The 26,022-nt window shown below is 61.4% G+C and carries 27 protein-coding genes; 14 read left to right on the forward strand and 13 right to left on the reverse strand.

Annotated features, from left to right (window positions below; all coding sequences use genetic code 11):
* The first annotated feature begins 70 nt into the window (after positions 1–70).
* Positions 71–1,162 carry an ABC transporter ATP-binding protein gene (locus ISP18_RS16510; protein WP_380014446.1) on the forward strand — a complete coding sequence of 364 codons (1,092 nt, stop codon included), beginning with the start codon at positions 71–73 and terminating at the stop codon, positions 1,160–1,162.
* Positions 1,163–1,291: 129 nt separating this feature from the next.
* Here ISP18_RS16510 and ISP18_RS16515 read toward each other — a convergent pair whose 3' ends face one another.
* From ISP18_RS16515 to ISP18_RS16545, 7 genes are all read right to left on the reverse strand, one after another.
* On the reverse strand, positions 1,292–2,113 hold the full coding sequence (locus ISP18_RS16515) for a carbohydrate ABC transporter permease (protein ID WP_380014449.1): 822 nt from the start codon (positions 2,111–2,113) through the stop codon (positions 1,292–1,294).
* Complete coding sequence (locus ISP18_RS16520) at positions 2,110–2,988, reverse strand: carbohydrate ABC transporter permease (RefSeq protein ID WP_380014452.1); 879 nt, start codon at positions 2,986–2,988, stop codon at positions 2,110–2,112. Before ISP18_RS16520 ends, ISP18_RS16515 begins: the two co-directional genes overlap by 4 nt.
* Positions 2,985–4,232 (reverse strand): sugar ABC transporter substrate-binding protein, encoded by a 1,248-nt coding sequence (locus tag ISP18_RS16525; RefSeq protein WP_380014455.1) that lies wholly within the window; start codon positions 4,230–4,232, stop codon positions 2,985–2,987. The genes ISP18_RS16520 and ISP18_RS16525 overlap by 4 nt, the downstream gene beginning before the upstream one ends.
* 212 nt (positions 4,233–4,444) lie before the next feature.
* Positions 4,445–5,905 carry a glucoamylase family protein gene (locus ISP18_RS16530; protein WP_380014458.1) on the reverse strand — a complete coding sequence of 487 codons (1,461 nt, stop codon included), beginning with the start codon at positions 5,903–5,905 and terminating at the stop codon, positions 4,445–4,447.
* Between the two features lie 107 nt (positions 5,906–6,012).
* The gene (locus tag ISP18_RS16535) at positions 6,013–9,027 is read right to left on the reverse strand and encodes a TonB-dependent receptor (RefSeq protein WP_380014461.1); all 3,015 of its coding nucleotides are present in this window, start codon (positions 9,025–9,027) and stop codon (positions 6,013–6,015) included.
* A gap of 35 nt (positions 9,028–9,062) precedes the next feature.
* Positions 9,063–10,127, reverse strand: coding sequence for a LacI family DNA-binding transcriptional regulator (locus ISP18_RS16540; RefSeq protein WP_380014464.1), 1,065 nt, complete (start codon positions 10,125–10,127; stop codon positions 9,063–9,065).
* A 378-nt stretch (positions 10,128–10,505) separates the two neighbouring features.
* Positions 10,506–11,075 carry a hydrolase gene (locus ISP18_RS16545; protein WP_380014467.1) on the reverse strand — a complete coding sequence of 190 codons (570 nt, stop codon included), beginning with the start codon at positions 11,073–11,075 and terminating at the stop codon, positions 10,506–10,508.
* Positions 11,076–11,127: 52 nt separating this feature from the next.
* Between ISP18_RS16545 and ISP18_RS16550 the strand changes: the two genes are divergently transcribed.
* The gene (locus ISP18_RS16550; protein WP_380014470.1) at positions 11,128–11,739 is read left to right on the forward strand and encodes a TetR/AcrR family transcriptional regulator; all 612 of its coding nucleotides are present in this window, start codon (positions 11,128–11,130) and stop codon (positions 11,737–11,739) included.
* Positions 11,740–11,746: 7 nt separating this feature from the next.
* On the opposite strand, the gene ISP18_RS16555 is transcribed toward ISP18_RS16550, so the two are convergent.
* Entirely contained in the window at positions 11,747–12,172 is a 426-nt protein-coding gene (locus ISP18_RS16555; RefSeq protein ID WP_380014473.1) for a DUF4156 domain-containing protein, read from the reverse strand.
* Between the two features lie 286 nt (positions 12,173–12,458).
* Between ISP18_RS16555 and ISP18_RS16560 the strand changes: the two genes are divergently transcribed.
* From ISP18_RS16560 to ISP18_RS16600, 9 genes are read left to right on the forward strand one after another with little or no spacing between them, the layout of a single operon-like run.
* Positions 12,459–12,668 (forward strand): hypothetical protein, encoded by a 210-nt coding sequence (locus tag ISP18_RS16560; RefSeq protein ID WP_380014476.1) that lies wholly within the window; start codon positions 12,459–12,461, stop codon positions 12,666–12,668.
* A 34-nt stretch (positions 12,669–12,702) separates the two neighbouring features.
* The gene (locus tag ISP18_RS16565; RefSeq protein ID WP_380014479.1) at positions 12,703–12,876 is read left to right on the forward strand and encodes a hypothetical protein; all 174 of its coding nucleotides are present in this window, start codon (positions 12,703–12,705) and stop codon (positions 12,874–12,876) included.
* Between the two features lie 39 nt (positions 12,877–12,915).
* Complete coding sequence (locus ISP18_RS16570; RefSeq protein ID WP_380014482.1) at positions 12,916–13,386, forward strand: tRNA (cytidine(34)-2'-O)-methyltransferase; 471 nt, start codon at positions 12,916–12,918, stop codon at positions 13,384–13,386.
* Between the two features lie 38 nt (positions 13,387–13,424).
* Positions 13,425–14,075: a ubiquinone biosynthesis accessory factor UbiJ gene (locus ISP18_RS16575; protein ID WP_380014485.1), complete on the forward strand. Its 651-nt coding sequence runs from the start codon at positions 13,425–13,427 to the stop codon at positions 14,073–14,075.
* A gap of 5 nt (positions 14,076–14,080) precedes the next feature.
* Complete coding sequence (ubiB, locus tag ISP18_RS16580; protein WP_380015873.1) at positions 14,081–15,718, forward strand: ubiquinone biosynthesis regulatory protein kinase UbiB; 1,638 nt, start codon at positions 14,081–14,083, stop codon at positions 15,716–15,718.
* A gap of 12 nt (positions 15,719–15,730) precedes the next feature.
* Positions 15,731–16,450, forward strand: a complete 720-nt coding sequence (locus ISP18_RS16585) for a pseudouridine synthase (protein WP_380014488.1) — start codon at positions 15,731–15,733, stop codon at positions 16,448–16,450.
* Positions 16,451–16,479: 29 nt separating this feature from the next.
* A complete protein-coding gene (gene arfB / locus ISP18_RS16590; RefSeq protein WP_380014491.1) occupies positions 16,480–16,902 on the forward strand; it encodes an alternative ribosome rescue aminoacyl-tRNA hydrolase ArfB in 423 nt (140 codons plus the stop codon).
* Positions 16,899–17,495 (forward strand): 1-acyl-sn-glycerol-3-phosphate acyltransferase, encoded by a 597-nt coding sequence (locus tag ISP18_RS16595; RefSeq protein ID WP_380014494.1) that lies wholly within the window; start codon positions 16,899–16,901, stop codon positions 17,493–17,495. The genes arfB and ISP18_RS16595 overlap by 4 nt, the downstream gene beginning before the upstream one ends.
* 12 nt (positions 17,496–17,507) lie before the next feature.
* Positions 17,508–18,143, forward strand: a complete 636-nt coding sequence (locus ISP18_RS16600) for a LysE family translocator (protein WP_380014497.1) — start codon at positions 17,508–17,510, stop codon at positions 18,141–18,143.
* A gap of 65 nt (positions 18,144–18,208) precedes the next feature.
* Here ISP18_RS16600 and ISP18_RS16605 read toward each other — a convergent pair whose 3' ends face one another.
* Positions 18,209–18,652 (reverse strand): nuclear transport factor 2 family protein, encoded by a 444-nt coding sequence (locus ISP18_RS16605; protein ID WP_380014500.1) that lies wholly within the window; start codon positions 18,650–18,652, stop codon positions 18,209–18,211.
* A gap of 101 nt (positions 18,653–18,753) precedes the next feature.
* Entirely contained in the window at positions 18,754–19,662 is a 909-nt protein-coding gene (locus tag ISP18_RS16610) for a LysR family transcriptional regulator (protein WP_380015875.1), read from the reverse strand.
* Between the two features lie 265 nt (positions 19,663–19,927).
* Between ISP18_RS16610 and aceB the strand changes: the two genes are divergently transcribed.
* Positions 19,928–21,523 (forward strand): malate synthase A, encoded by a 1,596-nt coding sequence (gene aceB / locus ISP18_RS16615; protein WP_380014503.1) that lies wholly within the window; start codon positions 19,928–19,930, stop codon positions 21,521–21,523.
* A gap of 33 nt (positions 21,524–21,556) precedes the next feature.
* A complete protein-coding gene (gene aceA, locus ISP18_RS16620; RefSeq protein WP_380014506.1) occupies positions 21,557–22,852 on the forward strand; it encodes an isocitrate lyase in 1,296 nt (431 codons plus the stop codon).
* 121 nt (positions 22,853–22,973) lie between these two features.
* On the opposite strand, the gene ISP18_RS16625 is transcribed toward aceA, so the two are convergent.
* Positions 22,974–24,491, reverse strand: a complete 1,518-nt coding sequence (locus ISP18_RS16625) for a YifB family Mg chelatase-like AAA ATPase (protein ID WP_380015877.1) — start codon at positions 24,489–24,491, stop codon at positions 22,974–22,976.
* Between the two features lie 143 nt (positions 24,492–24,634).
* Positions 24,635–24,964, reverse strand: a complete 330-nt coding sequence (locus ISP18_RS16630; RefSeq protein ID WP_380014509.1) for an accessory factor UbiK family protein — start codon at positions 24,962–24,964, stop codon at positions 24,635–24,637.
* Positions 24,965–25,073: 109 nt separating this feature from the next.
* On the opposite strand from ISP18_RS16630, the gene glnK reads away from it, so the two are divergent.
* Complete coding sequence (gene glnK, locus ISP18_RS16635) at positions 25,074–25,412, forward strand: P-II family nitrogen regulator (RefSeq protein ID WP_380014512.1); 339 nt, start codon at positions 25,074–25,076, stop codon at positions 25,410–25,412.
* Here the strand turns inward: glnK and ISP18_RS16640 are convergent, their stop codons facing one another.
* A complete protein-coding gene (locus ISP18_RS16640; protein WP_380014515.1) occupies positions 25,413–25,958 on the reverse strand; it encodes a DUF1453 domain-containing protein in 546 nt (181 codons plus the stop codon).
* Positions 25,959–26,022 lie beyond the last annotated feature (64 nt).

Here is a 26,022-nt window from a genome sequence, read left to right on the forward strand (position 1 = left end):
CGCAGTGCGGCTTGATGTAACCGATTACGCAGTCAGAATAACCCATCGCTACAAAGGACACTGCATTTCGATGGCGACGGTCAGTCTTGAGCGGGTGCGCAAGCTTTATCCCAACGGTCACGTCGGCATCGAGGATGCGAGCTTCGATATCGCGGACGGCGAGTTGCTGGTGCTGGTCGGCCCATCCGGCTGCGGCAAGACCACGTTGCTCAGGATGATCGCCGGCCTGGAGTCGATTTCCGCCGGCACGCTGCGCATCGACGGGCGCGTGGTCAACGACGTTGCGCCCAAGGATCGCGACATCGCGATGGTGTTCCAGAACTACGCGCTCTATCCGCACATGACGGTCGCGGAAAATCTTGGCTTCGGCCTGCATTTGCGCGGCAAGAGCAAGGATGACATCGAACGCCGCGTGCACGAAGCTGCACGCCTGCTCGAACTGGAACATCGCCTGGATGCGCGGCCCGCCTCGCTCTCCGGCGGCCAGCGCCAGCGCGTAGCCTTGGGCCGGGCACTGGTGCGCGAGCCGAAGGTGTTTCTGCTCGACGAGCCGCTGTCCAATCTCGATGCCAAGCTGCGGCTGACGATGCGCGTGGAAATCGCACGGCTGCACCGGCGACTCGGCACCACCACCATCTACGTCACGCACGACCAAGTGGAAGCGATGACGCTGGGTGAACGCATCGTGGTACTCGACGGCGGCAAGATTCAGCAGATCGATACGCCGATGAACCTGTACGACAAACCGGCCAATTTGTTCGTGGCAGGTTTTCTCGGTTCTCCGGCCATGAATTTGTTGTGCGGACGGCTGCGTTGGGAAAACGGCTGGTACTTGGCCATGCCGCATGGGCCGTTGCCATTGGGAACACTGCCGTTGCAGACACCCATGCTGGAAACCTGGCGCGATCGCGAGATCGTGCTTGGTATGCGGCCGGAAGATCTGCAGCCAGCCGCTTCGCATGCGGCAGTGATGGAAGCGAAAGTGGAAGTGATCGAGCCGGTTGGCAACGAGGTATTTCTCAATCTTCGCTTTTGGGATAACACTCTTGTTTCGCGCGTACCGCCGCAGCACATGCCTGCGCCATGCACGTCTATGCAGCTTGGTTTCAATGCGGATCGTTTGCACTTCTTCGATGCGGAAAGCGGACTGCGCATCACGTAATCCCCCATGGCCGTCATTCTCGCGAAAGCGGGAATCCACCATTGCTCTTTGCATCAGAGCAATGGATTCCCGCTTTCGCGAGAATGACGGCCATGAGAGTACATAGGTGCGCGCCATGGTCGTACGCATCTAGCCTTTCACGCTGCCGAGCAGCAGCCCTTCCAGGTAATAGCGCTGCAGCGCCAGGAACAGCGCCAGCACCGGCACGACGGTGATCACGGAACCGGCCATCATCAGCTCCGTATCGGTGGCATGTTCACGCGCCAGCGAGGCCAAGCCCAACGGCAAGGTGTAATGCTCCTGACCGGTCAACACGATCAGCGGCCACATGAAATCGTTCCACGCAGTAAGAAAGGTGTAGATCGACAGCGTCACCATGATCGGCTTGAGCAGCGGCAGCACGATGCGCATGAAGATGCGCAGCTCGCCCGCGCCATCGATACGCGCCGCCTCCAGCAACTCATCCGGAATGCCGCGTGCGTATTGGCGTACCAGAAAGATACCGAAGGCGCTGGCCATCGCTGGCACAATCACGCCGCCGTAGTTGTTGACCAGGCCGATCGGTTTGAGCATCAGGAACAAGGGCAGCATCGCCACCTGTGCGGGAATGGCCAGCATGCCGACCACCGCCTTGAACAGCGCATCGCGCCCAGCAAAGCGCAGCTTCGCGAAGGCGTAACCGGCCATCAAGTTCAACGCGAGCGATAGCACCGTGATGGCCGCGGAAACTAGCAAGCTGTTGAGCAGGTAACGTCCCATACCCGCGCGCACGAACAGCTCGTGATAGTTGTACAGCGTGGCGTGCACGGGAAGCAGCGGCGGCGGCAACGCGCCGGCCTCGCCCGGCCGCATCAGCGACACGGACAGCATCCACAGCATGGGAAACAGTGCAACGAGAGTGCCGCCGATCAGCATGCCGTTGATCAAGGCCTTGGCGATACGCGGATTCATGCTTCGGCCTCGCGTCGCCCTATGCGAAGCATGCATGCTGTCACGACAAACATGATCACGAACAGCAGAAAGGCAATCGCCGAGGCGGAGCCAAGGTTCCACCATTTGAAGCCTTCGTTGTACATCAGATATAGCACGCTGACCGTACTCTGCAATGGACCGCCTTCGGTGATTACGTACGGCTCAGCGAACAACTGGAAATAACCGGAAACGGTGAGGATGCCCACCATGAGCATGGTTGGCGCGAGCATCGGCAGCGTGATATGGCGGAACTGTCGCCAGGCCGATGCGCCGTCGATACGCGCCGCTTCATAAAGCTCGGCCGGAATGGCTTGCAAGGCCGCCAGCAGGATGATCATGTTGTAGCCGAAGTTCTTCCACACGGCGAACAGGATGATCGCAGGCATCGCCCAATGCGGATCGCCGAGCCAGTCGACCGGATGAATGCCGATCGCACCGAGCATATAGTTCACCAGCCCGTACTTGGTGTTGAACAGGTAGCGCCATACCACAGCGACCGCAACCACTGTGGTGACCACAGGCGCGAACAGTGCTGTGCGAAACAATGCTTTGCAACGCGCCAGCGGCGAATGCAGCAACGAGGCGGCGCACAAGGAAACCAACATCGACAGCGGCACGCCCAACACGACGAAATACACGGTATGCCCCAGCGCCGACCAAAACAGCGGCCGATGCAGTAACGCCCAATAGTTATTGAGCGCGACGAAGCGCAGATTGTGGACATCGGCTAACGCGTAGAGGTCGTAATCGGTGAGGCTTAAAGCCAGCGCGCCAATCACCGGCAGCAGGAAAAACACGCTGAGGATGATCGCAGCAGGTGCCAGAAACAGCCACGCGCTACGCTGGCCGTTCATGGCGCTGTCCCCGCTATATGCCTCGCACGATCGAGCATCCATCGCCGCTTTTCCAAAATGCGGTCGGCTCGACGATCGATTTCGGCGGCCGCCTGATCGATGCTGAGATCGCCCGCCACCGCCTGCGCAGCGACGAGCTGCATTTCGTTGACAATCTGCTCCCACTCCGGCACCGGCGGCGTCGGCTTTACGCGTTCGAGTTGTTCGCGGAATGCATGCGCTTTTGGATCGCCACGCAAACTACCCAAGGCCCATGAACTGCGGCGTGGCGGCATATCGCCCAGCAAATCATAGAAACGGCCCTGCACATCCGGTCGCGACAAATATTCGATCAGCTTCCAGGCAGCTTCTTTGTGTCGTGCCTTGCGAAAGATCACCAGGCTGGAGCCACCCGCACCCGATGCGCCAGGACCATCCGGTCCCGGCAGCGGTGCCGTATTCCATTCGCCTTCTTCCGATGCAGGCAAGCGCTTGCGGAATTCACCAATGTTCCAGGGGCCGGAGAAGTAGAAATCGTACACGCCACGGCCAAATTCCACCCAAGGATTGCCCGCTTCGACATTGGTAATGGGTGGCGCCTGATGCAAACGGAAGGTGTCGACGTAGAAGCTCAACGCGCGTTTGAAGCCTGCGCTTTCGAAGTTGCCATAACGCCCGTCATCGCGCAGCAGCGGATCGGGCTGCTGCAATGCCAACGACATCAGCTGCTCGTATTCGTTGGTCGGCAGCAGAATGCCATACACGCCACGCTCGGGATGACTCAGCACGGCCAGCATGCGCCGCCATTCGGTCCAATCGCGCGGCGGCGCATTGAAGCCGGCAGCCTTCAATAAATCGCTGCGATAGAACAGCAGGCGCGTATCCACGTACCAGGGCACGCCATACAGCGCGCCGTCGTAGACATTGGTGGACCAGATGCTAGAGAAGTAGTCATCTGGACGGATGACTTGCGAGCGCGCCACGCGTGCTTGCAGCGGCTCCAGAGCACCGAGCGCAACAAGCTCCGGCAACCAGGTATTGCCGAGCTGAGTCATGTCCGGCGTAGAGTCGCCGGCGAAGGCGGTGAGCAGTTTCTGGTGCGCAGCGGTCAGTGGCAGTTGCTGCAGAACTACGTGGATGCCTGGATTCTCGTGTTCGAATTCAGGCAGCAGCTGCGTAATGGCTTCGCCTTCGCGACCGATGGTCCAGAAGGTGAGTGTGTGGGGATCGGAATGGGGTGTGCACGCGGCGAGGCAGGTAGCCATCACTAAGGCGATCACGCAACAAAGCGAAGCCCATTGCCCCCTCTCCCCTCCGGGGAGAGGGCTGGGGTGAGGGGCGGTACTTGCCATGATGCTCATGACCGATGCGCTTCTTTTCTCTCAGATGCGTTGGAGTAAAAAATAACCTTCCCCGCTAGATTGTCCCCTCACCCCAACCCTCTCCCCGGAGGGGAGAGGGAGCTGAGCATGTGGCGCTATTTGCCTGATTCCAGCCATCCACCGCTAAAACCCGCACGCAACAACCCCTTGCGGACATACGGATTCCTGCGCATCACCTTCCACACAAACCCGCTACGCCAGTTCTCGATCATCAACACGATCGGCCCCTGGTCGATACCGATCTGCAAGGTATCGAACCAGCCCTTGCCGCGCACCACGCGACCTTCCTTGGGCTGCATGTCGGTATCCAGGCTGGGGTTGAACGCATCGACGAAACCGTAGCGATCATAGGCATCGTCACCATAGCGCTCCTTCATGGCCTGCAACGCCGGCACGACGAGTTCCGGCGCGAAGACGATGGAGCCGCCCGCTGCGGTGGGCGCGATGGTGCCGTCGTCGGAAATATAGTCCAGCCCGGCGCCGCGCGCGGTGTAGCCGTCGAATGTGCGCTCGCCCTTGCCCGGCAAGTTGAGCGTTACATCGCCGGGGCCATTGCAGGCGGTCAAGCCCCACACGTTTTCGCCATAACCCGTCCAATGTCCGGGATTGGCGATCGCATACGCGCGCTGGGCGTAAACAGCGCGGCGTCCGTTTTCGAAGTAATCCAGATCATGCGAGCGACTCCACGCATCGCGGATGCCGCGGAAATCCACCCAGGTTTCGCTGTACTGATGCCCGAACAACGGCGCGAAGTTGAGAAAGGTTTGGCTGTAGAAGCTGCCCCATTGCTTTGGATACGTGCTCGTCCAGGCCGACCAGGCGTCGTCGGAAACGGCATGCGTCGGCGAACCCAGCGCGAGGATATAGATCAGCATGCCCTCGTCGTAGCCTTTCCAGTCCGAGTCGATGAACTTGCCGCCCGGCGTCCACCCCATGCTGATCAGCGGCGCGCGCGGCTGCATCCAAGTCCAATCGACGCGGCGGTAGATTTGATCCGCCAGCGCACGGATCTCCTTTTCCTTCGGCGTATCGCGGTCGTAGTAACTCTGCACGAACAGCACGCCGCCCAGCAACAGCGTCGTATCCGCGCTGGAGAGTTCCGTCGAGCGCGCGAAGCGTTTGCCCGTTTTCATATCCAGAAAGTGATAGAAGAAACCGTGATAGCCGGACGCATCGTCTTCACTATCATCCTGCTGCGCGTTGGCGAAGAAGTGCAGCGTGGCTAGCGTGCGATCTACCGCCTGCGCGCGCGTGATGTAGCCGCGTTCCGCGCCTATGCCGTATGCAGTGAGCCCGAAGCCCACAGAGGCAATGCTCGAAAAGGAAGGTCCTGGATAGTGATCCGGTATCAGCCCATTGGCGGGATTGGCGCTATCCCAGAACCATTGAAAGGTGCGTCGCTCCAGGTCCGCCATCATCACCTGCTGCGGTTTGGGCAGGCTATCGAAGTCATATTTGGCCGTCCGTGCCAAGGCTGACTGTTGGGCGCCGCTGCCGAACACTAGTGCGGCAAGCAGTGCCTTGAACGCAACATGGCGGAAATGTCGGGATGTCATGGGCGGAAAATGTCGATTATCGGGACGGAAAAAAGCGAGCGAATCCCGGTACGCCGAGGGGCTCGTACCGGGATTCGCAGGCACACCCCATCCGTGGGGAGCAAGCATTAGAACTTCACACCCAACGTCAGCTTCACTTCGCGCGGTGTGCCCAGGATGTTGCCGGTCGGGTCATAGGTCACCGGTGTTCTGTTGAGCACGCCATTCGAACCGTAGTTGTAGACGTAATCGCTGTAATTGTTCCAGTTGAACGCGTTAAGCAGATCAAAGCGCACGTAGCCGCTGACGTTCTCGTAGATCTTGAAGTTCTTGGTGATTTGGAAGTCGATCGAGCGATAGCCGAAGATCGGTCCGCTCAAGAAGCGCGAACCCGGCGGAGTGGATGAGAACGGGATGCAACCATTGCCGAGACTGCCATTGCCCGGAGCCGGCGCTCCATAGCAAGCCAGGTTAATGCCAGGAATGGGCGTTGCCAGGGTGAACTTGTAACCGAATAGCAGCCCCCACGGCAGGTCGTTCGAACCGGCAACGACCAAGCGATGCTTCGCCACTGCAGAGGTAACGTACGGATAATCCTGGATGGTTGCCTCGTCGAACGCGTATTGATCGGTAACGTCCTGGTTATCGTTGTTCTGCTTCGCCTTGGTGTAGGTGTAGGCGATGTTGATGCCCCAATGCGATTCCGGCGTGTACGGTTTCTGAGCCGAGACGAGCACCTGTTGTGTCTTTTGCGTCAGGCCGTTGTTGGCGATGATCAGGCTGCCGAAGCCGGGAATGCTCTGGCCAAACGCCTGGTTGCCGTTCTGCCAGAACGCACCATTCGCGTAACGGTTGCCGAGCGTAAACACAACACCTTCGAAGCGATTAACCTGCGCCAAGGTAACGTCGGTAATCCAGTCACCGATCTGATTACGCATGCCGATGCTGATCTGGTCGGAATACGGCGTCTTCAGGTTGTTGTTCATCAGGTCCACTTCGCGGCCGGCGGTCGTGCCGGTCAGTAGGCCCTGCAGGATGCCGATGCCGTTCAGATACGCCGGATTCCACGCAATGCAGTTGGGACTCGGCGAGCAAGAGTGATACTGGTTCGGGAACGTGATGGTCGCTTCGGCCAATGCCAGCTTGGTCTGCTCCAACTGCAGGATCTCGTAGATGGTGCGGTCATACGACCGACCGGCGCCACCATGGATCACATGCTGTTGATCGCCGTTAATGTCGTACGAGAAACCAAAGCGAGGCTGAATTTCGTTCTTCTGAGCATGACGATTGTTGCCATTGCTGATGTAGTCATTGACGTTCACACCGCCGAGAGCCAGCGACTGCGCATAGGTCACGCCAGGAGCAGCGTTTGGATTCTGCGAATTGAGTGCATTCACCACTGACTGCGGCGTTACGAAGTTGAGATACGACGGCGTTTGTTCGTAATCCCAACGAACGCCCAAGTTCAGCGTGAGGTGCTGATCCACTGTCCAGTCGTCCTGGATATACGCACCGAACTGCCTGTCATTGGTCTTGACGACCGGACTGGTGCCGGGAAGCGTAATCGGGAACAGCACCTGGTAAGGCGTCGACAAGGTTCCCGTTGGCGTCACGTCATAGGAAAACTGCGGATTGAACTCGCCGGCATCCTGCGCCGTGAGTTGTATCAGCTTGTACTTGGCGCCCATCTTGATAACGTGGTCGCCGTGCCATTCGAGATCGTTGAAGGTCAGGTCGTCCTGGATTGCCGGGCCTTTCTGGCCCTTGTCCTGCGTGCCGCGTGGATCGGCTGCGCCGGTGGTCAGGATCGACTGGTTCTGGTTGTTGTAAACCGTGTAGGTGGAGCCATTGCCGAGATTGATGGCGCTCGGCTTGAAGAAGGCGTTTTCATAGGTGAGCTGCAGGCGGTTGAACCAGCTGTCCGCGCTGTGATCCCAGCGAATGTCGAAGCGGCGATCGTAGTTGATCTGGTTGAGCGCGGAGGAAGCCGCCACACCTGTGCCGGTACCGGTAATCGCGGTTTCGTTGCGGTATTTGCCGCTCACTTCGATGCGATCGCGGTTGGTCGGCTCGTAGTCGAACTTGAGGAAATACAGGTTTTCCTTGAACGGCAGACTGGCCGGCCCAAGCTGCGCCAATGCGCTCGCCGGTAACTGCGAAATCAGCTGCTGCGACGCGGCGCCTGGAACCACCGCGATCGGCGTGTCGTATTCCTTGCCTTCATAGGCCAGGAAGAAATGCGCCTTGTCCTGGATGATCGGACCGCCGAACGAGAAGCCATATTCCTTGTCGTGCGACGGTTGTTTCTTGCCGGCAGCTATCTCCGACGGATTCATCGCACGCATCCACGTATCGGTCCAATCGCCGAATACTTCGCCGTGGAATTCGTTGGTGCCAGACTTGGTTTCCGCGATCACCGCCGCGCTGGAAATCTGGTCGTATTCGGCCTTGTAGTTGGAGGTGACGACCTTGTACTCGCCGATTGCCAACTGCGGGAACGGATTGCCTTGCGTGTTGTTCTGCCCGGTGATGCCGCCGTTCTCCACGTAGTTCTTCTGGCCGATACCATCGATGTACACGTTAATGCCCGCCGGCGCCTGGCCGCCGGATTGCAGGCTGGTATTGCCGTTTTGCTGCACGGTGAACACCATGCCGGGCACGGTGTCGGCAAACTCGAGGAAGTTGCGCGTGATCTGCGGAACAGTGGAGATTTCACGCTGCGAAACCGTGGTGCCGACTTCGGACGTGGTCATCTCCGGCAGTGTTGTAGCACTGACAGTGACCGGACCGAGATTCTGCGCGTTGACAGGCGGCGCAGCGGCTGCGGTGACGAGGTTGAGCGTGGAGGTCGATGCCACGGTCAGCGTCACCGTATGTTGCGTGCCTGGACCGCCGTCGACCTGATACGTGCCGGGTGGCAAACTCACCAGCGCGTAGCTGCCATCCTTGCCCGAGGTGGTCGTGCGCGTGTAGCCAGTGGCCACGTTTTTGGCCGTGACGGTAACGCTGGGCGCAGCCGTACCGCGCAAGTTCGCATCCGAGCTTTGCGCGAAGGAAATCGTCGGCACAGCTACGGTGGCGGTGATCGACGCAGCGATCAACCGCGTCAACATGAGTTTCCGGTAATTCGATACGGCTTTCATTGTTTCTCCCCTCCCCAATCGTGCTGCGGGTATCGTTATGTAGGTGATGGTCGCGACACCCTGCGCGGCTTCGTCGGCGCGACGGTCACGCCGGCTTTTCTGCCGCAGGATTCGCGAATGACGATGTCGCATCCCAGCGTTTCGACCGATGCAGGCGTCTTGTCGGTCGGGTTCAGTAAGGCCGCGAGACGCTCCAGCGCCAGGCGGCCCAGGTCGGCGATACTCACGTGCACCGTGCTCAGCGGCGGGGTGACGTAACGCGCGATCAGAATGTCGTCGAAGCCGGCCAGTGCGATGTCTCCCGGAACATCGATGCCGGCTTCCTTGAAGGCGTAAAGGCAACCGATTGCCATCATGTCGTTGGCGGCGAACACGGCTTGCGGACGCGGCTTCCTGGCCAGCAGTTCGCGCGCGGCGCGATAGCCCGATTCCTCGGTGAAATCACCATCGACGATCACCAGCGGCGCGTCCGGCGCATACTTGGCCATGGCGGCGCGATAGCCTTTCTCGCGCTGCTGCGCGTCGAAGTTGGTCTTGGGGCCGGTGATGAAGGCCACGCGCTGATGACCTGCTTCAACCAGATGCCGCACCATGGCAATGGCGCCGGCGCGGTTGTCGATGTTGAGCACCGGATAGCGCGTGTTTTTCACCGGGCTGTCTAGCAGCACCGCCGGCAGTTTTTCCGGAAGGTTTTGTTCGAGGAACGCTGCATCGACGTATTCGGAAAGGATCAGCATGCCGTCCACGCGTCCACGCATGGCGCGCACCGCTGCGGCGGCATCAGCTACGCCGTCGTGTGAGCTGGATACGAGCAAGTGGAGTCCACGCGCACGCGCTGCCAGGTCGATGCCACGGATCAGTTCCGAGAAAAATTCGCCATACAGATCCGGCAGCACCGCGCCGATGGTATGCGTGCGACCAGTGATCAGGCTGCGCGCCGCGTTGTCCGGGATGTAGTTCAGCCGCGCCGCCACTTCACGCACGATTTTCTGCGTCTCGGGCGTGACGCCACCTAGGCCGTTGAGTACGCGCGATACCGAAGCGACCGAGACGTTTGCCTCGCGCGCCACGTCCTTGATGGTTGCGTTCTTGGTCGTCATCGAAAGCGTCCTCTTGCGAAATGAATGGCCTTACATCCTAGCGGCGGCGCAAACGTAAACGTTTTCATGGAGGCTTGTAAAGCCGTTGTTGCGACGTTTTTCGTTGCAGTGCAATAACTTGGCAGGATGTTCAACTCACACAAATAGGGCCGCTTGGCGTCAGGCGGCTGTCGCCAAGCAAAGCCCGTTGACGCGGCGATGCAGCATCAGGCGGTGAACGAAAGGTTGTTTGCAGGGGGAATGCGCGTGAACGGAGCGTCGCCTAGGCGTGTCGTGTGCGCGAATGGGGCAGGAAGAGAAGCGGGTGTGGTGGCGTTTTGCCTTGCCGTCATTCCGGCGAAGGCCGGAATGACGTTTGCTTCGATTGCGGGCTAACGATTAATTGAGCATTTCCAGCACTTGCGCGGCAGAACGCACTCGCCCCAGCCGCGGAAAGATGTTCTTTATCGCGAACGCATGATGCTCGTCACTGGCCGCACTCATCGTATCCTCCGCGAATACGATGCCGAACCCCAGCTCCCATGCATTACGCGCGGTGGATTCCACGCCGATGTTGGTGGAGATACCACCCAGCACGATGTGCTCGATGCCGCGGCGACGCAATTGCAGTTCCAGCTCGGTGCCATAGAACGCACCCCATTGCCGTTTCGTGATGCGGATGTCGCTGTCGATGGCGCCGAGCTCTGCAGGGAATTCCCACCAGTCGTCCGGCAGAGTCCTGCCCGGCGAGGGTTGGTCGACCGGCTGGCGCAAGGCATCGCCGCCGTCGGCGGACCAACCCACGCGCACCAGCACCACCGGCGAACCCAGCTCATGAAAGCGATGGATCAGCGATCCGGCCTTGTCCAGCACTTCGGCCCCGGTGTGGGGGCCGCCCGCGAACGGTACGATACCCTTCTGCAAATCGATAAGAACGAGCGCCGTATGGCGCGGATCGAGCTTTTCCACTGGATTCTCCGGATCATAAAGTGAGGGTATCCTCACCTTGGAGTTTATGAGGATGCCCTCACAAAATTCAACCGCCGCCCGTAAGCCCCAGCGCCAACGTGGCCACGACCGCGTTGCCGCGCTGCTGGAAGCGGCCGGCGCTTGCTTCGTCGAGAAGGGTTACGAAGGTACGACGATGACCGAAGTCGCCGCGCGCGCCGGCGCGGCGATCGGTTCGCTGTATCAGTTCTTTCCCACCAAGGAAGCGCTGGCGCGCGCGCTGCTTGAGCAATACGCCCAGGCGCTCTACGCGGAACTGGAAAAATTCACCGAGCCGTCGGCGAACTGGACCATCGAGGAATGGGCCGAGCAGCTATGCACGCTCCTGATTGCCTTTCGCAAGCGGCATCGCGCTTTCATGTCGCTGGTGGAATCCATGCCACGGCCGGCCGCCGATGGCCTGAGCATTCGCCGTCGCCTGCGCGCCGAATTGCAGGCGTTGTTGGCGCGCCGGGCACCGCATCGTTCGGATGAAGAAACGTATGCAGCCGCCGTGGTGGTGCAGCAGATGATGAAAGGCGCTGCAGCGATTCAGGAGGAGCCGAACATGCCCGGGCGGCAGGCGGCGCTGTTGCAGATGCAGTACGCCATGCAGCGCTATCTGCATGGCGTGTTCGGCAAGTAAGTCGAGCTCAGCCGCCCTTCGCGGGATACGTCTGGAACCCACCGCCCTGCTGCGGCGGTGGTTGCGGTGTCGTGCCCGGGTTCTGTGCCGGCGGCGGCGCGGACGGACCCACCTGGTGGTTGCCGCACACGTAAGCCTCCCAGGCCTGCGTGCCGTTCTCCGGATCGCCCAGCGGCTTGATCGTATCCGCATGCATGCCGTACGCACTGTTGCGCGCCTGCACCTGCAGCTCGTCGCGCACCTTGATGTCGTTGCGGTCGATCGGCCCGACGCGGCTCATCACCGACACGGTGATCTTGCCCAGGTCACGGCAGCCCGGCACGTCGCCGCTCCACACCGTGCGAACGCTGCTCGAGCCCGGATCGGGATTGATGCCCCAGGTACAACCGCCGAGCAGCACGAGAGGTGCGAGCAGCAGCAGAGTCTTGCGCATAGGTAGCTCCATCAAAGCGAGTAAAGGGGAAAACATCCGTTTGGCATCGTAGCGCGTCGCTATTACTGGTCGCAGAACGCAGGCTTAGCGCGGCGGCGTCCGACGTACCGCGGACACTGTCCGATCGGGCGTGTCCGGTGTCCGCGGACAATCCAGCGCCTCCGGCAATGTTCGAACAAATTGTTTTATATCAAAGCATTGCAGGTGCAAGCAGGGCTGGCACAGGGATTGCTGATGTAAGGGCGAGGACCTTAAGTCCCCTTTCCTCGAAATCGGAGATATGGACATGAAATTCGAAACACTGATCCTGCGTGGTTTGTTCGTGGCATGCATGCTGGTTTGCGGCCTGATCCTGGCGGCGATGATCACCAGCAAACCGGCACCGATGCGTCTGGCTGCCGCCGGCAACACGATCGTCGACCTGCTCGTCTCGGCGCCTTCTTCCTGCGTGCTGCCTATTGTCGACGACATGATCTGCGTGCGCGCGGCGGGCTGATCCATCCCTTGATGCTGATTTTGGAGATATGACCATGAAATTCGAAACCCTGTTCCTTCGCGGCTTGTTCGGTGCTTGCGTATTGGTTTGTGGACTCACGCTGCTGGCGATGGTGACTGCCAAGCCTGCTTCGTACGTGGTGACGACCGGCCACACCATCGCCGCCACGTCCAGCGCAACGGCAGTGCATGCACGGATGGCCGGCTGATCGCAACACGCGGTCGCCCGTCCATCCGATAATGGCGACATGCTGCATGTCATTCTCTTCCGCCCCGAAATTCCGCCCAACACCGGCAATGTGATCCGGCTGTGCGCCAACACTGGCGCCGGGCTGCACCTGATCCGCCCGCTGGGCTTCGAACTCGACGATACGCGTTTACGACGCGCAGGCCTGGATTACCACGAATACGCGCGCGTTACGGTGCACGATGATCTCGATACCTGCCTGGCGTCGCTCGATCATCCTCGCGTCTTCGCGTTTTCTACGCGCGGCCGCAACTGGCACGTCGATGCGCGCTTTCATGATGGCGACGCGTTACTGTTCGGCTGCGAAACGGCCGGATTGCCGGAAGCAGTACTGTCCGCGCTGCCGCCCGAACAACGGCTACGATTGCCGATGTGCGCAGACAGCCGCAGTTTGAATCTCTCCAACAGCGTGGCCGTAGCGGTGTACGAGGCGTGGCGGCAGCTCGGCTTTCCTGGCGCGATCGATCCCTGATCACGGCAAGCCCGCCGCAGACGGCTACAATTCCGGGCATGACTGCCACCCCTGCCCCGAACCTGCTTCCCCGGCCGCTGCGCAAGCTGGCCGGCCGCGCGCTGGAAACCGCGCTCAATCACGCGCTTTCGCTTGATCTCGACACCCAGGCCAAGCTCGCCGCGCTCGACGGGCGCAGCGTGCAGTTGCATCTGCAGGGCGTGGATGTGGCCCTGGCCGTTACCGTCGAAGACAGTCGCCTGAAGGTGGGGCCAGCACCGGAACGCAGCGACCTGCGCGTGGCGGCCACGCCCGGCAGCCTGCTGTCGATGCTGTTTCGCCGCCACAACGAAAGCCTCGCGCCGGGCAAGGTGGAGATTGCTGGTGATGCGGAACTGGCAAGGCGGCTCGAAAAACTCGCCAGCGGTTTCGCACCGGATTTCGAGGAAGCCTTCGCCCGCACTTTCGGCGACGTGCTCGGCGTGCCGCTGGCCAAAGCGGTGCGCGAAGGGCTGACGCATGCGCGCGAAACCGCCTCGCATCTCACGCAAGATGGTGCGGCATGGTTGCGCGATGAAACACATATCGCTGTGGCGCCGGGCGAAATGGAAGGTTTTCTCGACAATGTCGACACATTGCGCGAACGCACCGAGCGGCTGGAAGCACGCCTGGCGCGGCTCGAACGCCTGCAACGGGGAGCGCGCACGTGACGCCGCTGAAGGTAGTCCCCGGCCTGCTGCGCGTCGCCATTGTGCTATTGCGTTACCGGCTCGATGAGTTGGTGGACGCCACGCATCTGTTCCGACCGCTCAAGTTCGTGCGTCCCCTGCTGGGACGGCCAGTGGTGGACGTGCGCCCGCTCTCACGCGGCGCACGCATTCGCCTGGCGCTGAACGAGTTGGGGCCGATCTTCGTCAAGGCGGGGCAGATCCTGTCGACGCGGCGCGACCTGGTGCCTGCCGACATCGCCGACGAGCTGGCACTGCTGCAGGACCAGGTGCCGCCGTTCCCCGGCGATCAAGCGCGCACCATCATCGAGCGCGAACTGAAGCTGCCGATCGACAAGCTCTACGCTAGTTTCGATCCGGTGCCGCTGGCTTCCGCCTCGATCTCGCAGGTGCATGGCGCCACCTTGCACGACGGCCGCGCCGTGGTGGTGAAAGTGCTGCGCCCGCGTATCAACGAGCGCATCGCGCGCGATGTGAGTCTGTTGCATTCGCTCGGCGCGATGGCGCAGCGCTGGCACCCGAACGCGGACAAGATTCGCCCGCTCGATGTGGTCGGCGAAGTCGAGAAGATGCTGGAAAATGAGCTGGATCTGCAGCGCGAAGGCGCGAATGCCAGCCTGCTGCGCCGCAACTTCATCAGCGGCGTGGATCTCTACGTGCCTGAGGTGCATTGGGAGCTCACCACCGCAGGTGTGCTGACGCTGGAGCGCGTCACCGGTATGTCCTGCGACGACATCATCGCCATCGACGCGGCCGGCATCGATCGCAAGCAGCTCGCCGCCAAGGGCGTGCGCCTGTTTTACGAGCAAGTGTTTCGCGACAACTTCTTCCACGCCGACGCGCACCCCGGCAACATCTGGGTGGACCCGACGCGCGCGCAAGAACCGCGCTTCATCGCGCTGGATTTCGGCATCATGGGTTCGCTGCCCGAAGCCGACCAGTACTGGCTGGCGCAGAACTTCATCGCGCTGTTCGAACGCGACTATGCACGCATCGCCAAACTGCACGTGGATGCGGGCTGGATGCCGTCCAGCGTACGGCTGGACGAACTGGAAGCGGCCGTGCGCACGGTGTGCGAGCCGTATTTCACACGTCCGCTGTCACAGATTTCGCTGGCCGAACTGGTGGTGAAGCTGTTCCAGACCGCGCGCCGGTTTGAACTCACCTTGCAGCCGCAATTGATTTTGCTGCAGAAGACTTTGCTCAATATCGAAGGCGTGGGCCGGATGCTCGATCCGGATATCGACATCTGGGCGGTGGCGCATCCGGTGCTCAAGCGCATCCTGCGCGAGCGCTACAGCCCTTTGCGCACGCTGCGCGAAGTCCGCAAGCGCATTCCAGAGTGGTTCCATAACGCACCGCAATGGCCGGACCTGGTGCGCGACGCCATGCGCCAGATTGCTGCCGGCGAACAAAAGCTGCTTCATGATGCAGACCATCTCTTGCATCAGCGTCGCCTGGTGCGGCGCATGTTGGAGGTGGCCGGCAGCGCACTGCTGGGTACGACGCTGCTTATTTGCGCCACGGTGATGTGGACGTTCGGACACCATCAAAATCCGTGGCTGCCGCTGGGCATGGGCGCGGGCGGGCTGCTTTCGTTTGTGAATGGATGGATGCGTCGGTAGTACCGCACCCCGATGCTCGAGATCCTGTACCAAGACGACGCCCTGATCGCGGTGAACAAACCCGCCGGCCTCGCCGTGCATCGCTCGAAAATGGTGAGCAATGCCGATACATTCCTGGTCGACGTGTTGCGCGAGCAGGTCGGCGGCACGCTGTATCTGGCGCATCGTCTCGACCGCGCGACCAGCGGGGTGCTGCTGATCGCGCGTTCCGCTGAAATCGCCGCCGCGCTTGGTGAGCAGTTCATGAGCCGCGACGTGCACAAGCAATACCTCACGGTAGTGCGCGGCTGGCCGGAGCCGGGCGAGGGCTTGGTCGATTACTCGCTGCCCGGCTCGCGCGAGACCGGTCCGCGACGCGAAGCGCGCACGGCGTATCGTCGGCTGGCAACGGTGGAGGTACCGATCGCGCTGGGCCGCTATCCGCAGCAGCGGTATGCGCTGGTGCTGATCGAACCGCAAACCGGCCGCTTCCGGCAAATCCGCAAGCACATGGCGCACCTCCATCACCCGGTGATTGGCGATTGCCAGCATGGTCGCAGTGATCACAACCGTCTCTATAAGCAGTATTTCGGCTGCCATCGTATGTTGCTGCACGCTTGGCGATTGAGCTTCCGGCACCCGCTCGATGGCCGGCCGATGGTGCTGGAGGCGCCGCTCGATAAGGCGTTTGAGTCGCTGTTGGGGCGTTTCGGTTGGTCGCTGCCGGACGCGGAAACATTGACCAGACTCTAAGCGTCATGCCGACCGGCTAAACTTAGGGCATGTTGCCCGTAAGCCGATCCATCAGCCTGCCGGAATCCGAGCTGGTCGTGCGCTTTCTGCGCGCCGACGGTCCCGGCGGCCAGCACGTCAATCGCACCGAAAGCGCGGTGGAACTGCGCTTCGATGTGATGAACTCGCCTTCCTTGCCGGAGGAAGTACGTGCGCGCATGCTTGCGCGCCGCGACCGGCGCATGACCAGTGAAGGCGTGCTGGTGATCCAGGCGCGCCGCTTCCGCGACCAGGGTCGCAACCGCGAGGATGCGCGCGAACGACTGGTGGAAATCCTGCGCAGCGCGTTGGTCGCGCCCAAGCAGCGCATCGCCACCACGCCTTCCCGCGGCTCGCAGTTGCGCCGCCTGGAAGGCAAGCAGCAGCGGGCGAAGATCAAACAGAATCGATCGCGTTCCTGGAGCCCTGAGTGAGCGATGCCACGTTGCCGGCGGTGCCGCCGCAAGCCCCCCTGCTCGACAGCCGCTTCTGGCCGTGGCTGATGCGCAGCCTGCTGCGTCTTTCCGGTTGGCGCCTGCTTGGGCAACTGCCCGACGAGCCCAAGGTGATCCTGATCGGCGCGCCGCACTCGTCCTATTGGGACGGCGTGTGGGGCCTGATGATGAAGATTGCACTTGGCATCAACATCAACATCATGATCAAGCGCGAAGTGCTGGAGGGGCCGCTGGGTGTGATCCTGCGCCCGATCGGCATGATTCCGATCAACCGCAAGGCGGCTCTGAACGTGGTCGGCCAAATGGTGAAGCGCTTCAACGAACAGGAGCGCATGTGGCTGGGCATTACGCCCGAGGGCACGCGCAAGCACGTCACGCATTGGAAATCCGGCTTTCTGCGCATCGCGCGCGAAGCGAACATACCGATCCAGCCGATTTTCATCGACTATCCCAGCAAGAGCTTCACGCTGGGCCCAGTGATCCACGCCAGCGACGATCCCGACGCGGATATGGCCACGATTCGCGCGCTGTTTCGTCCGTATCGCGGCAAGCATCGCAACACCGAAGCATAGACAGGGGAAAACATGGGCACACTCGGCATTCAGCACTACGAAGCCTTTCTGCTCGCCAGCATCGCGCTCAACCTTACGCCTGGCCTCGATACCTTCTACATCCTCACGCGCAGCGGGCGCGAAGGACACGCGGTGGGCATGGCGGCGGCACTGGGCATCAACGCCGGCTGCATCGTGCATACGCTGGCCGCGGTGCTGGGTATTTCAGCCATTCTGATGACTTCGGCGCTTGCCTTCAGCGTACTGAAGTACCTGGGTGCGGCGTATCTGGTGTGGATCGGCTTGCGCATGCTGCTGTCGCGCGCCAGCACGCGTCAGCCGACAGAAACGCGAGGAAATGGATTCAACGCAGCATTCCGACAGGGCATGCTTACCAACGTGCTTAACCCGAAGGTGGCGCTGTTCTTTCTCGCGTTCCTGCCGCAGTTCGTTTCCATGCACGCTGCGCATCCGCAACTTGGTTTGATGCTGTTGGGTGTGAGCTTTATCGGCACCGGCCTAACGTGGTCGACTGTGCTGGCCTTGATGGGTGGACGCATTCACCGGCTGCTTACGGCGCGGCCGCAGCTTGGGCAGTGGATGGACCGGCTATGCGGAACGGTGCTGCTGGCGTTTGGCGTGAAGCTCGCGCTGCAGCAGCGCAGTTGACCTAGGTTGCATCGCAACCGGGCGCATGCCCACGGCAAAAAACGTTTACACGAAGAACATCGCCGTTACTGGCAATTTTCTTTTCTCTCGCTGTCGGACAGGCCGATAATGATCCAGCGCCCATCGATCCTGGCAAGAGTGAGGACATCCGTGCCGCAATGATTCACGTGACCGTCCAGCGTAAATTTGTAGGGCGCCCACACCACGGCAAGGTCATTGTCGATGTGCACAAGGGGATCATGGATGTGCTCGGCGATGGCGCCGCCTCGATGCGCAGCGATGGCCTCTGCCAGGCTGTCCATATTTCTGCGGCGCAGCTCGCCTTGTTGCACGCTCGTGATTTCGACATTGGGAGCCACCACGGCCAGCATTCCGCTCTTGTCCTGCCGGCCAAGCGCATCAAAGAAATGATGGACTGGCTCCATGACCTGGGCAGCTTGATCAGCGGCGTAGCAAGGACTCAATGAACACGTCATCGTGATTGCGAAGCCGAGCTTGCGAAGATTCATGACGGATGTCCTTGGGTCGATGTATTGGCTGACTGGATGCGAGTGAAGCTTATTGTGGCTTCTGATCGGCTCCACGTGCCAAACGTTCAGACCGTGAATGGTCAGCGCTCGGAATGCCCCGACTCATCGTAATCGCGATGCGTCAGCAGCCCTGGCCGAATCAGATCGATAAACGCCTGCGCCTCCTTGCTGAGAAACTTCCCCTTGCGCATCACCACGCCATAGCTGCGCTGCGGAAAGTACTGGCGCATGTTGCGCACGGCCAGGCGCTGGCGGTCCGCATCGGTGATGCAGATGCCGGTGACGATGGATATTCCTAAGCCCATGGCCACGTATTCCTTGATCACTTCCCAGCCGCCCACTTCGATCGCCACGTGGTAAGGCACCTGTCGCTGCTGGAATACCAGATCCACCAGCCGGTACGTGGACAGGCGCTGCGGCGGGAGAATCAGGCCGTAGGGCGATAGATCGTCCAATAGCACGCTTTCCTTTTGGGCCAGCGGGTGATCGAGGGGCGTGATCAGCATGGGGTCGTAGTGGTAGACCGGCGCCCAGGCGATGTCGTTGGGCACATCCAGCATGGAACCCACGGCGAAATCCGCCTCGTCCGCGCGTAGGAGTGCCATGCCGTCCTTGCCGGTGACGTTGGCCAGCTGCAATTGCACGTCGGGAAAGCGCTCGCGGTATTGGCGAACCAATCCGGGCAGCAGATATTGGATGGTGGAACTGCCAGCCGCCACGGTCAGCTTGCCTGCCTGCAAACCCTTCACCTTGGCCTGAAACTGGCGATCCAGGTTTTCCCAGCCTTCCACCAGCGGGCGTGCCAGTTCGTACAGCGCTTCGCCAGCATCGGTGAGATTGATGCGCCGGCGACTGCGGTGTAGCAGTTCCATGCCCAGCTCACGTTCCAGCGCCTGCAGCTGCAGGCTCACTGAGGGCTGCGACAGATACAGCGCTTCGGCCGCACGACTGAGCGTGCCGAGCTTTACCGTGGTCACGAAGGCCCGCATCTGCTTGAGCCGATTGCCTTTGTAGTAATAGCGGCCGGTGTCCGCCGGCTGGGCTGAGGCATGCTTTCTGGAAGCTCGCTTAAGGGTGGGTGCCGGTAGCTTTTTCGTCATGTTCAGCCTCCAGCTGGCTCTTGGATGACAGCCGCTTCAATACCTTAGCGCATGTATTAATGAATTGAATATCAAAAATTGAAATATTTGCTTTGTCAAACAGATATTAGCTGGCCTAGCTTTCCACCCATCAACGAAGGTGGAGAAGCAAACCATGGCAGTACCCAGCGAAAAACTCGTCAGCCGGCCCGTCCAGGTTCATGCCCATACCGCCGGCTACGCGGACATCCTCACCCCTGAAGCGCTGGCTTTTCTGGCGCGTCTGCATCGGTTCGCCGAGCCGCGCCGTCAGGAGTTGCTACAGGCACGGCGTCAGCGACAGGCTCGCTATGACGCGGGCGTGCTGCCGGATTTTCGACCCGATACGCGTGATATCCGCGAAGGCGAGTGGACCGTGGCGCCCATTCCGGCCGCCCTGCAGGATCGCCGGGTGGAGATCACCGGGCCGATCGAGCGCAAGATGATCATTAACGCGCTCAATTCCGGCGCGAAAGTGTTCATGGCGGACTTCGAGGACTCCTCCGCGCCAAGCTTCGCCAACCAGCTCGATGGCCAGATCAATCTGCGCGACGCAGTGAATGGCCGACTGGCGTATCGCTCACCCGAGGGCAAGGACTACCGCGTCGGCGCCAACCCCGCCGTGTTGGTTATTCGCCCGCGTGGCTGGCACCTGCCGGAGCGGCACATCACTGTGGATGGCGAAACCATCGCCGGCGCGTTGGTCGACTTCGGTTTGTTCGCTTTCCACAACGCCGGCGCATTGCATGCCAGCGATCGCGGTCCGTACTTCTATCTGCCCAAACTGGAAGCGATGGAAGAAGCCGCGTTGTGGAACGAAGTGATGGCGCTGGCCGAAGACGAACTCGATCTCCCCTACGGCACGATGAAAGCCACCGTACTGATCGAGACGCTGCCGGCGGTGTTCCAGATGCACGAGATTCTGCATGCCCTGCGCGAACGTGCGGTAGGCCTCAACTGCGGGCGCTGGGATTACATCTTCTCCTATCTGAAGACCTTCCGCGGCCATCGCGACCGCCTGCTGCCCGACCGCGGCCAGGTCGTCATGACCGTCCCGTTCCTCAAGGCGTATTCGGAGCTGTTGATTCAAACCTGCCATCGCCGCGGCGCCTTCGCCATGGGCGGCATGGCTGCGCAGATTCCTATCAAGAACGACGACGAGGCGAACGACCAAGCCATGGCGAAAGTGCGCGCCGACAAATTGCGCGAAGTGCAAGCCGGACATGACGGCACCTGGGTGGCGCATCCCGCGCTGGTGCCCGTGGCGATGGAGATTTTCGATCGCCACATGTCGACACCCAATCAACTGCATGTCAAACGCGATGACGTGCACGCAGATCGCGACACGCTGATCGCGCCCTGCTGCGGCACCATCACGCGTGCTGGCTTCGATAACAACGTGGAAGTAGCGCTGCGCTACACCGCCGCGTGGCTGGAAGGGCTGGGCTGCGTGCCGATCCACAACCTGATGGAGGATGCGGCCACCGCCGAGATCGCGCGCGCGCAGCTGTGGCAATGGTTGCATCACGGTGATTTGGATTTTGCCGATCACGCGCCGATCGATTTCGCACTGTTCGATCACGCACTCGCCACCCACACGCATCGCCTGCAGGAAAGCACGCTGCCTGGCGCACGGCGCGCCATCGATGCAGCACGACTGCTTTCCGAACTGACGCACGCCGACGAACTCGGCAACTTCCTCACCCTTCCCGCTTACGAACAGCTCGCCTGATCGCGCGCCATCAAAGCTTACGGAGCATATGTCATGAAAACCCACAGACCGACCGCCGAACAGATCACGCTGGACTGGAAAAACAACCCGCGTTGGGAGGGCATCCAGCGTACGTACACCGCCGAAGACGTCGTGCGCTTGCGCGGCACGGTGGCGGTCGAACATTCGCTCGCACGGCGCGGAGCGGAACGCCTGTGGAAATCGCTATACAAGGAACCGTTTGTCAACGCACTGGGCGCGCTCACCGGCAATCAGGCCATGCAGCAGGTGAAAGCCGGCTTGCAAGCGATCTACCTGAGCGGCTGGCAGGTTGCCGCCGATGCCAACGTGGCTGGCGAGATGTACCCGGATCAATCGTTGTATCCGGCCAATTCCGTGCCGCTGGTGGTCAAGCGCATCAACAACACGTTGCTGCGTGCCGATCAGTTGCATCACGCGGAAGGCAAAGACGACATCGATTGGATGGTGCCGATCGTCGCCGATGCAGAAGCCGGGTTTGGCGGCGTGCTCAATGCTTTCGAGCTGATGAAGGCGATGATCGAAGCGGGCGCTGCGGGCGTGCACTTTGAGGATCAGCTCGCCTCAGTGAAGAAATGCGGCCATATGGGCGGCAAGGTGTTGGTGCCCACGCGTGAAGCCGTGGAGAAACTGAATGCCGCGCGGCTTGCCGCCGACGCGCTTGGCGTACCGACGATTCTGGTTGCGCGCACCGATGCGGATGCCGCGGATCTGCTCACGTCCGATATCGACGACAACGACAAGCCGTTCATTACCGGCGAGCGCACGGTGGAAGGGTTCTTCCGCGTACACCCAGGTATCGAGCAAGCCATTAGTCGCGGCCTGGCCTACGCACCGCATGCTGATCTGGTGTGGTGCGAAACCAGCAAGCCGAATCTCGAGCAGGCGCGTCAGTTCGCCGAGGCGATCCATGCGAAATTCCCGGGCAAGCTTCTCGCCTACAACTGCTCACCCAGCTTCAACTGGAGGCGTAACCTCGACGATGCCACGATCGCAAAATTCCAGCGCGAACTCGGCGCGATGGGCTACAAATTCCAGTTCATCACGCTCGCCGGCTTCCATAGCCTGAACTACAGCATGTTCGAACTGGCGCACGGCTACGCGCGTCGACAAATGAGCGCGTTCGTGGAACTGCAGGAGAAAGAATTCGCCGCTTCAGAACTTGGATTTACGGCAGTAAAGCATCAGCGCGAAGTGGGCACCGGCTATTTCGACGCGGTGACGCAGGCGATTCAGCAGGGCAAGTCGTCGACGGTGGCGTTGAAGGGGTCGACGGAAGAAGCCCAGTTTCATCGGGCATCGGCGGCCTGAGAGGCCAACGCACTTAACTCAGATGGCGCAGGCTCTCGTTCCGGCGGAAGCGGAAGCGCTTTCGCTGGAACGGCGACAAGGGAAACTCAAGTATTGCCCAAGCGATGAAGATCGCTTGGGCTTATTCGGTCAACAATGACAAACGCCGGTACTGCAACGCCTCGGCCAGATGATGCCGATCCAGCGCTGCAGCACCGTTATCCAGATCGGCGATCGTGCGCGCCACACGTAGCGTTCGATGATAAGCGCGCGCGGAAAGTCCAAGCCGCTCAAGCGCCGCGTCGAACCATTTGCGCTCAGCAGGCCCCATGGCGCAGTCGCGTTCGAGCTCGCGATTGCTGATCTCCGAATTCGGTCGACCGGCACGCGCCAATGCGTGCTGGCGCGCGCGGATCACGCGCTTGCGCACGGTGACGGAATCCTCGCCGTGCGTGCTGCGTTGCGTGCTCAGTTCGCTCAGGGGCACGGCGGGCACTTCCACGCACAGATCGATACGATCGAGCAGCGGACCGGAAATGCGCGAGCGATAGCGCTGTACCTGATCGGGCGTGCAGCGGCAGCGCTGGCGCGTGTCGCCCGCGTAACCACAGGGACACGGGTTCATGGCCGCCACCAGCTGGAACTGCGCAGGAAACCGAAGCTGGCGTGCGGCACGCGAGATCAGGATCTGCCCCGATTCCATCGGCTCGCGCAGCACCTCCAGCACATGCCGGCTGAATTCCGGTAGCTCGTCGAGGAACAGCACACCATTGTGCGCCAGCGAAATCTCGCCCGGTCGGGGCTGGGAACCACCGCCGACCAGCGCCACCGCCGAGGCCGTGTGATGCGGCGCGCGGAACGGGCGACGGCGCCAGTGCGCCGGGTCCATCGACTGGCCGGCCACCGACAGCACGGCGCAGGTTTCCAGCGCCTCGGATTCGCTCATGGGTGGCAGGATGCCGGGCAGGCGCTCGGCCAGCATGGTCTTGCCAGTGCCGGGCGGCCCCATCAGTAGCAGGTGATGACCGCCGACCGCGGCAATCTCCAACGCCCGACGTGCCTGAAGCTGGCCGCGTACGTCGATCAGGTCCGGGCCGGCGTCGTTGTCGGCAGTCAAGGTGAGCGTGGCGGCAGGCGGCAGCAGCTCCTGGGCTCCGCGCAGCCAGCCGCACACGTCGGAGAGCGTGTCGGCGACACGCACGTCCACTTCGGAAATCAGGGCGGCTTCGTCCGCATTCGCACGCGGTACCACCACGCGGCGTCCGCGTGCCCGCGCACGTAGCAAGGCTGGCAGCACACCGGAAACGGGACGTAGGTGGCCAGAGAGGGCCAATTCGCCAAGAAATTCGCAGTCGTCGAGCTTTTCGCGGGGGACCTGGTTGCCGGCCGCCAGAATGCCTAGGGCAATGGCCAGGTCGAAGCGGCCTCCATCCTTGGGCAGCTCTGCCGGAGCGAGGTTTACCGTCACCTTGCGGTTGGGATATTCAAAGGCGGCGCTCTGGATCGCCACTCGCACGCGGTCGCGCGCCTCGCGCACCGCGGCCTCGGGCAGGCCGACGATATGAGTGCTGGGCAGACCGCCCGAGAGATGCACTTCCACCATCACCTGCGGCGCGGCAACCCCTTCCTGGGCACGGCTTAACGTGACAGCCAGACTCATGGGACGCGGCGACCAGCCATGCGTGCGGAGTCGCTGGTTGATCGATCCATCGAGCGACTCCACGGAATCTCGGCGAAAGAAAAACGGCCGCCCCCGATTCCTTGGGGTGATGGTGACGAATCGGGGACGGCTACCGGAACTGTCTATGTCCCGGGAGGCGACACGGCGGCTTCCAAATCCGCCACGCGCTTTTCGAGTTCCTCGACCCTGGCGCGGGTGCGCGCCAATACCTGGGTCTGGACATCGAATTCCTCACGGGTAACCAGCTCGAGATGGCGCAGTCCCTGCGCCAGGATATCGCGAAAATTGGCGCGCAGATCCTTGTGCGCGTCTACCATCCCTGGTGGAACCAACGAGATAAGTCGAAGGGTAATTTGATCGATATCCTGCCTGCCCATCATGGTAGGCACCTCGAACTCGTCGGGAGAGAGTCTATGGAGAAGGGGGAAAGCGGCGCCATCGGTGTGCTCCATCAAAACTTGTAGGGATTTTCCTACAAGACGGGACAGGCTGCCTTCGGGGCGGCAGAATGTATATGCTCCGCACCGCGTGACCGGGCCCGTCGCCCGCCGAGGAAATTCCATGAAATTGGTTGTGGCTGTCATCAAGCCGTTCAAGCTGGACGATGTCCGCGAGGCGCTCGCCGAGGTCGGCGTGCAAGGGATCACCGTTACCGAGGTAAAGGGCTTCGGCCGTCAGAAAGGCCACACCGAACTCTACCGCGGCGCCGAGTATGTCGTCGATTTCCTACCCAAGATCAAGGTTGAAGTGGCGGTGGACGACGGCCAGCTCGAGCGGGTGGTGGAGGCCATCACCCAGTCCGCGCGCACCGGCAAGATCGGCGATGGCAAGATTTTCGTCAGCAACCTGGAGCAGGTGGTCCGCATCCGCACCGGCGAACTGGACCACGATGCCCTTTGATCAGTCCCGGTCGAGGACGTCGGGCCGGCTGTGCACGATACGCTGGTGGTGGATCAGCAACCCGGCGTAGTAACAGATGTAATACCCCACAAACAGGCCGAGCATGGCCAGGGTCAGCGGGCTCTGGCCGATACTCGGGCCATGGACGGGCGGCGTGGCACCGGTCGGGTCCTGCAGTTGCGGCGACAGCATAGCGAAGCGCCATAGCAGTCGCACCAGCAATAACGCAGTGACGATGGCGCCAATGTAGGGATTAGGCACATAGCAATCGCCCTTCACCGGATCCAGCTCGAAACGGCTTAGGCGAAGCCCGAGCAAGCCCAGCGCCGCGCCTGCGACCACGCCACCGGCCAGCCCTCCCAGCAATCGCACGTCATGTATTGCGGCAAAGCCGATCAGACAGCCGATCACCGCAAAGATCGCGATGCGCGCAATCATCCGCTTGCGACGGATCGGCTGCGAGCCGAACTGCATGCGTACGCGCCGCCAGACAATGAAGGCAACCACCGGGATCATGGCCAGTGGCATGGTGATGTGTGGTGCCATGGGGTCTGCCGCGCAAGGAAGTCACGAGCAGATTAGCAGCGCCATTCATGACAGGCGATTGACA

Origin of the sequence: Dyella humi (assembly GCF_044904605.1) — a bacterium.
Taxonomy (GTDB): domain Bacteria; phylum Pseudomonadota; class Gammaproteobacteria; order Xanthomonadales; family Rhodanobacteraceae; genus Dyella_B; species Dyella_B humi.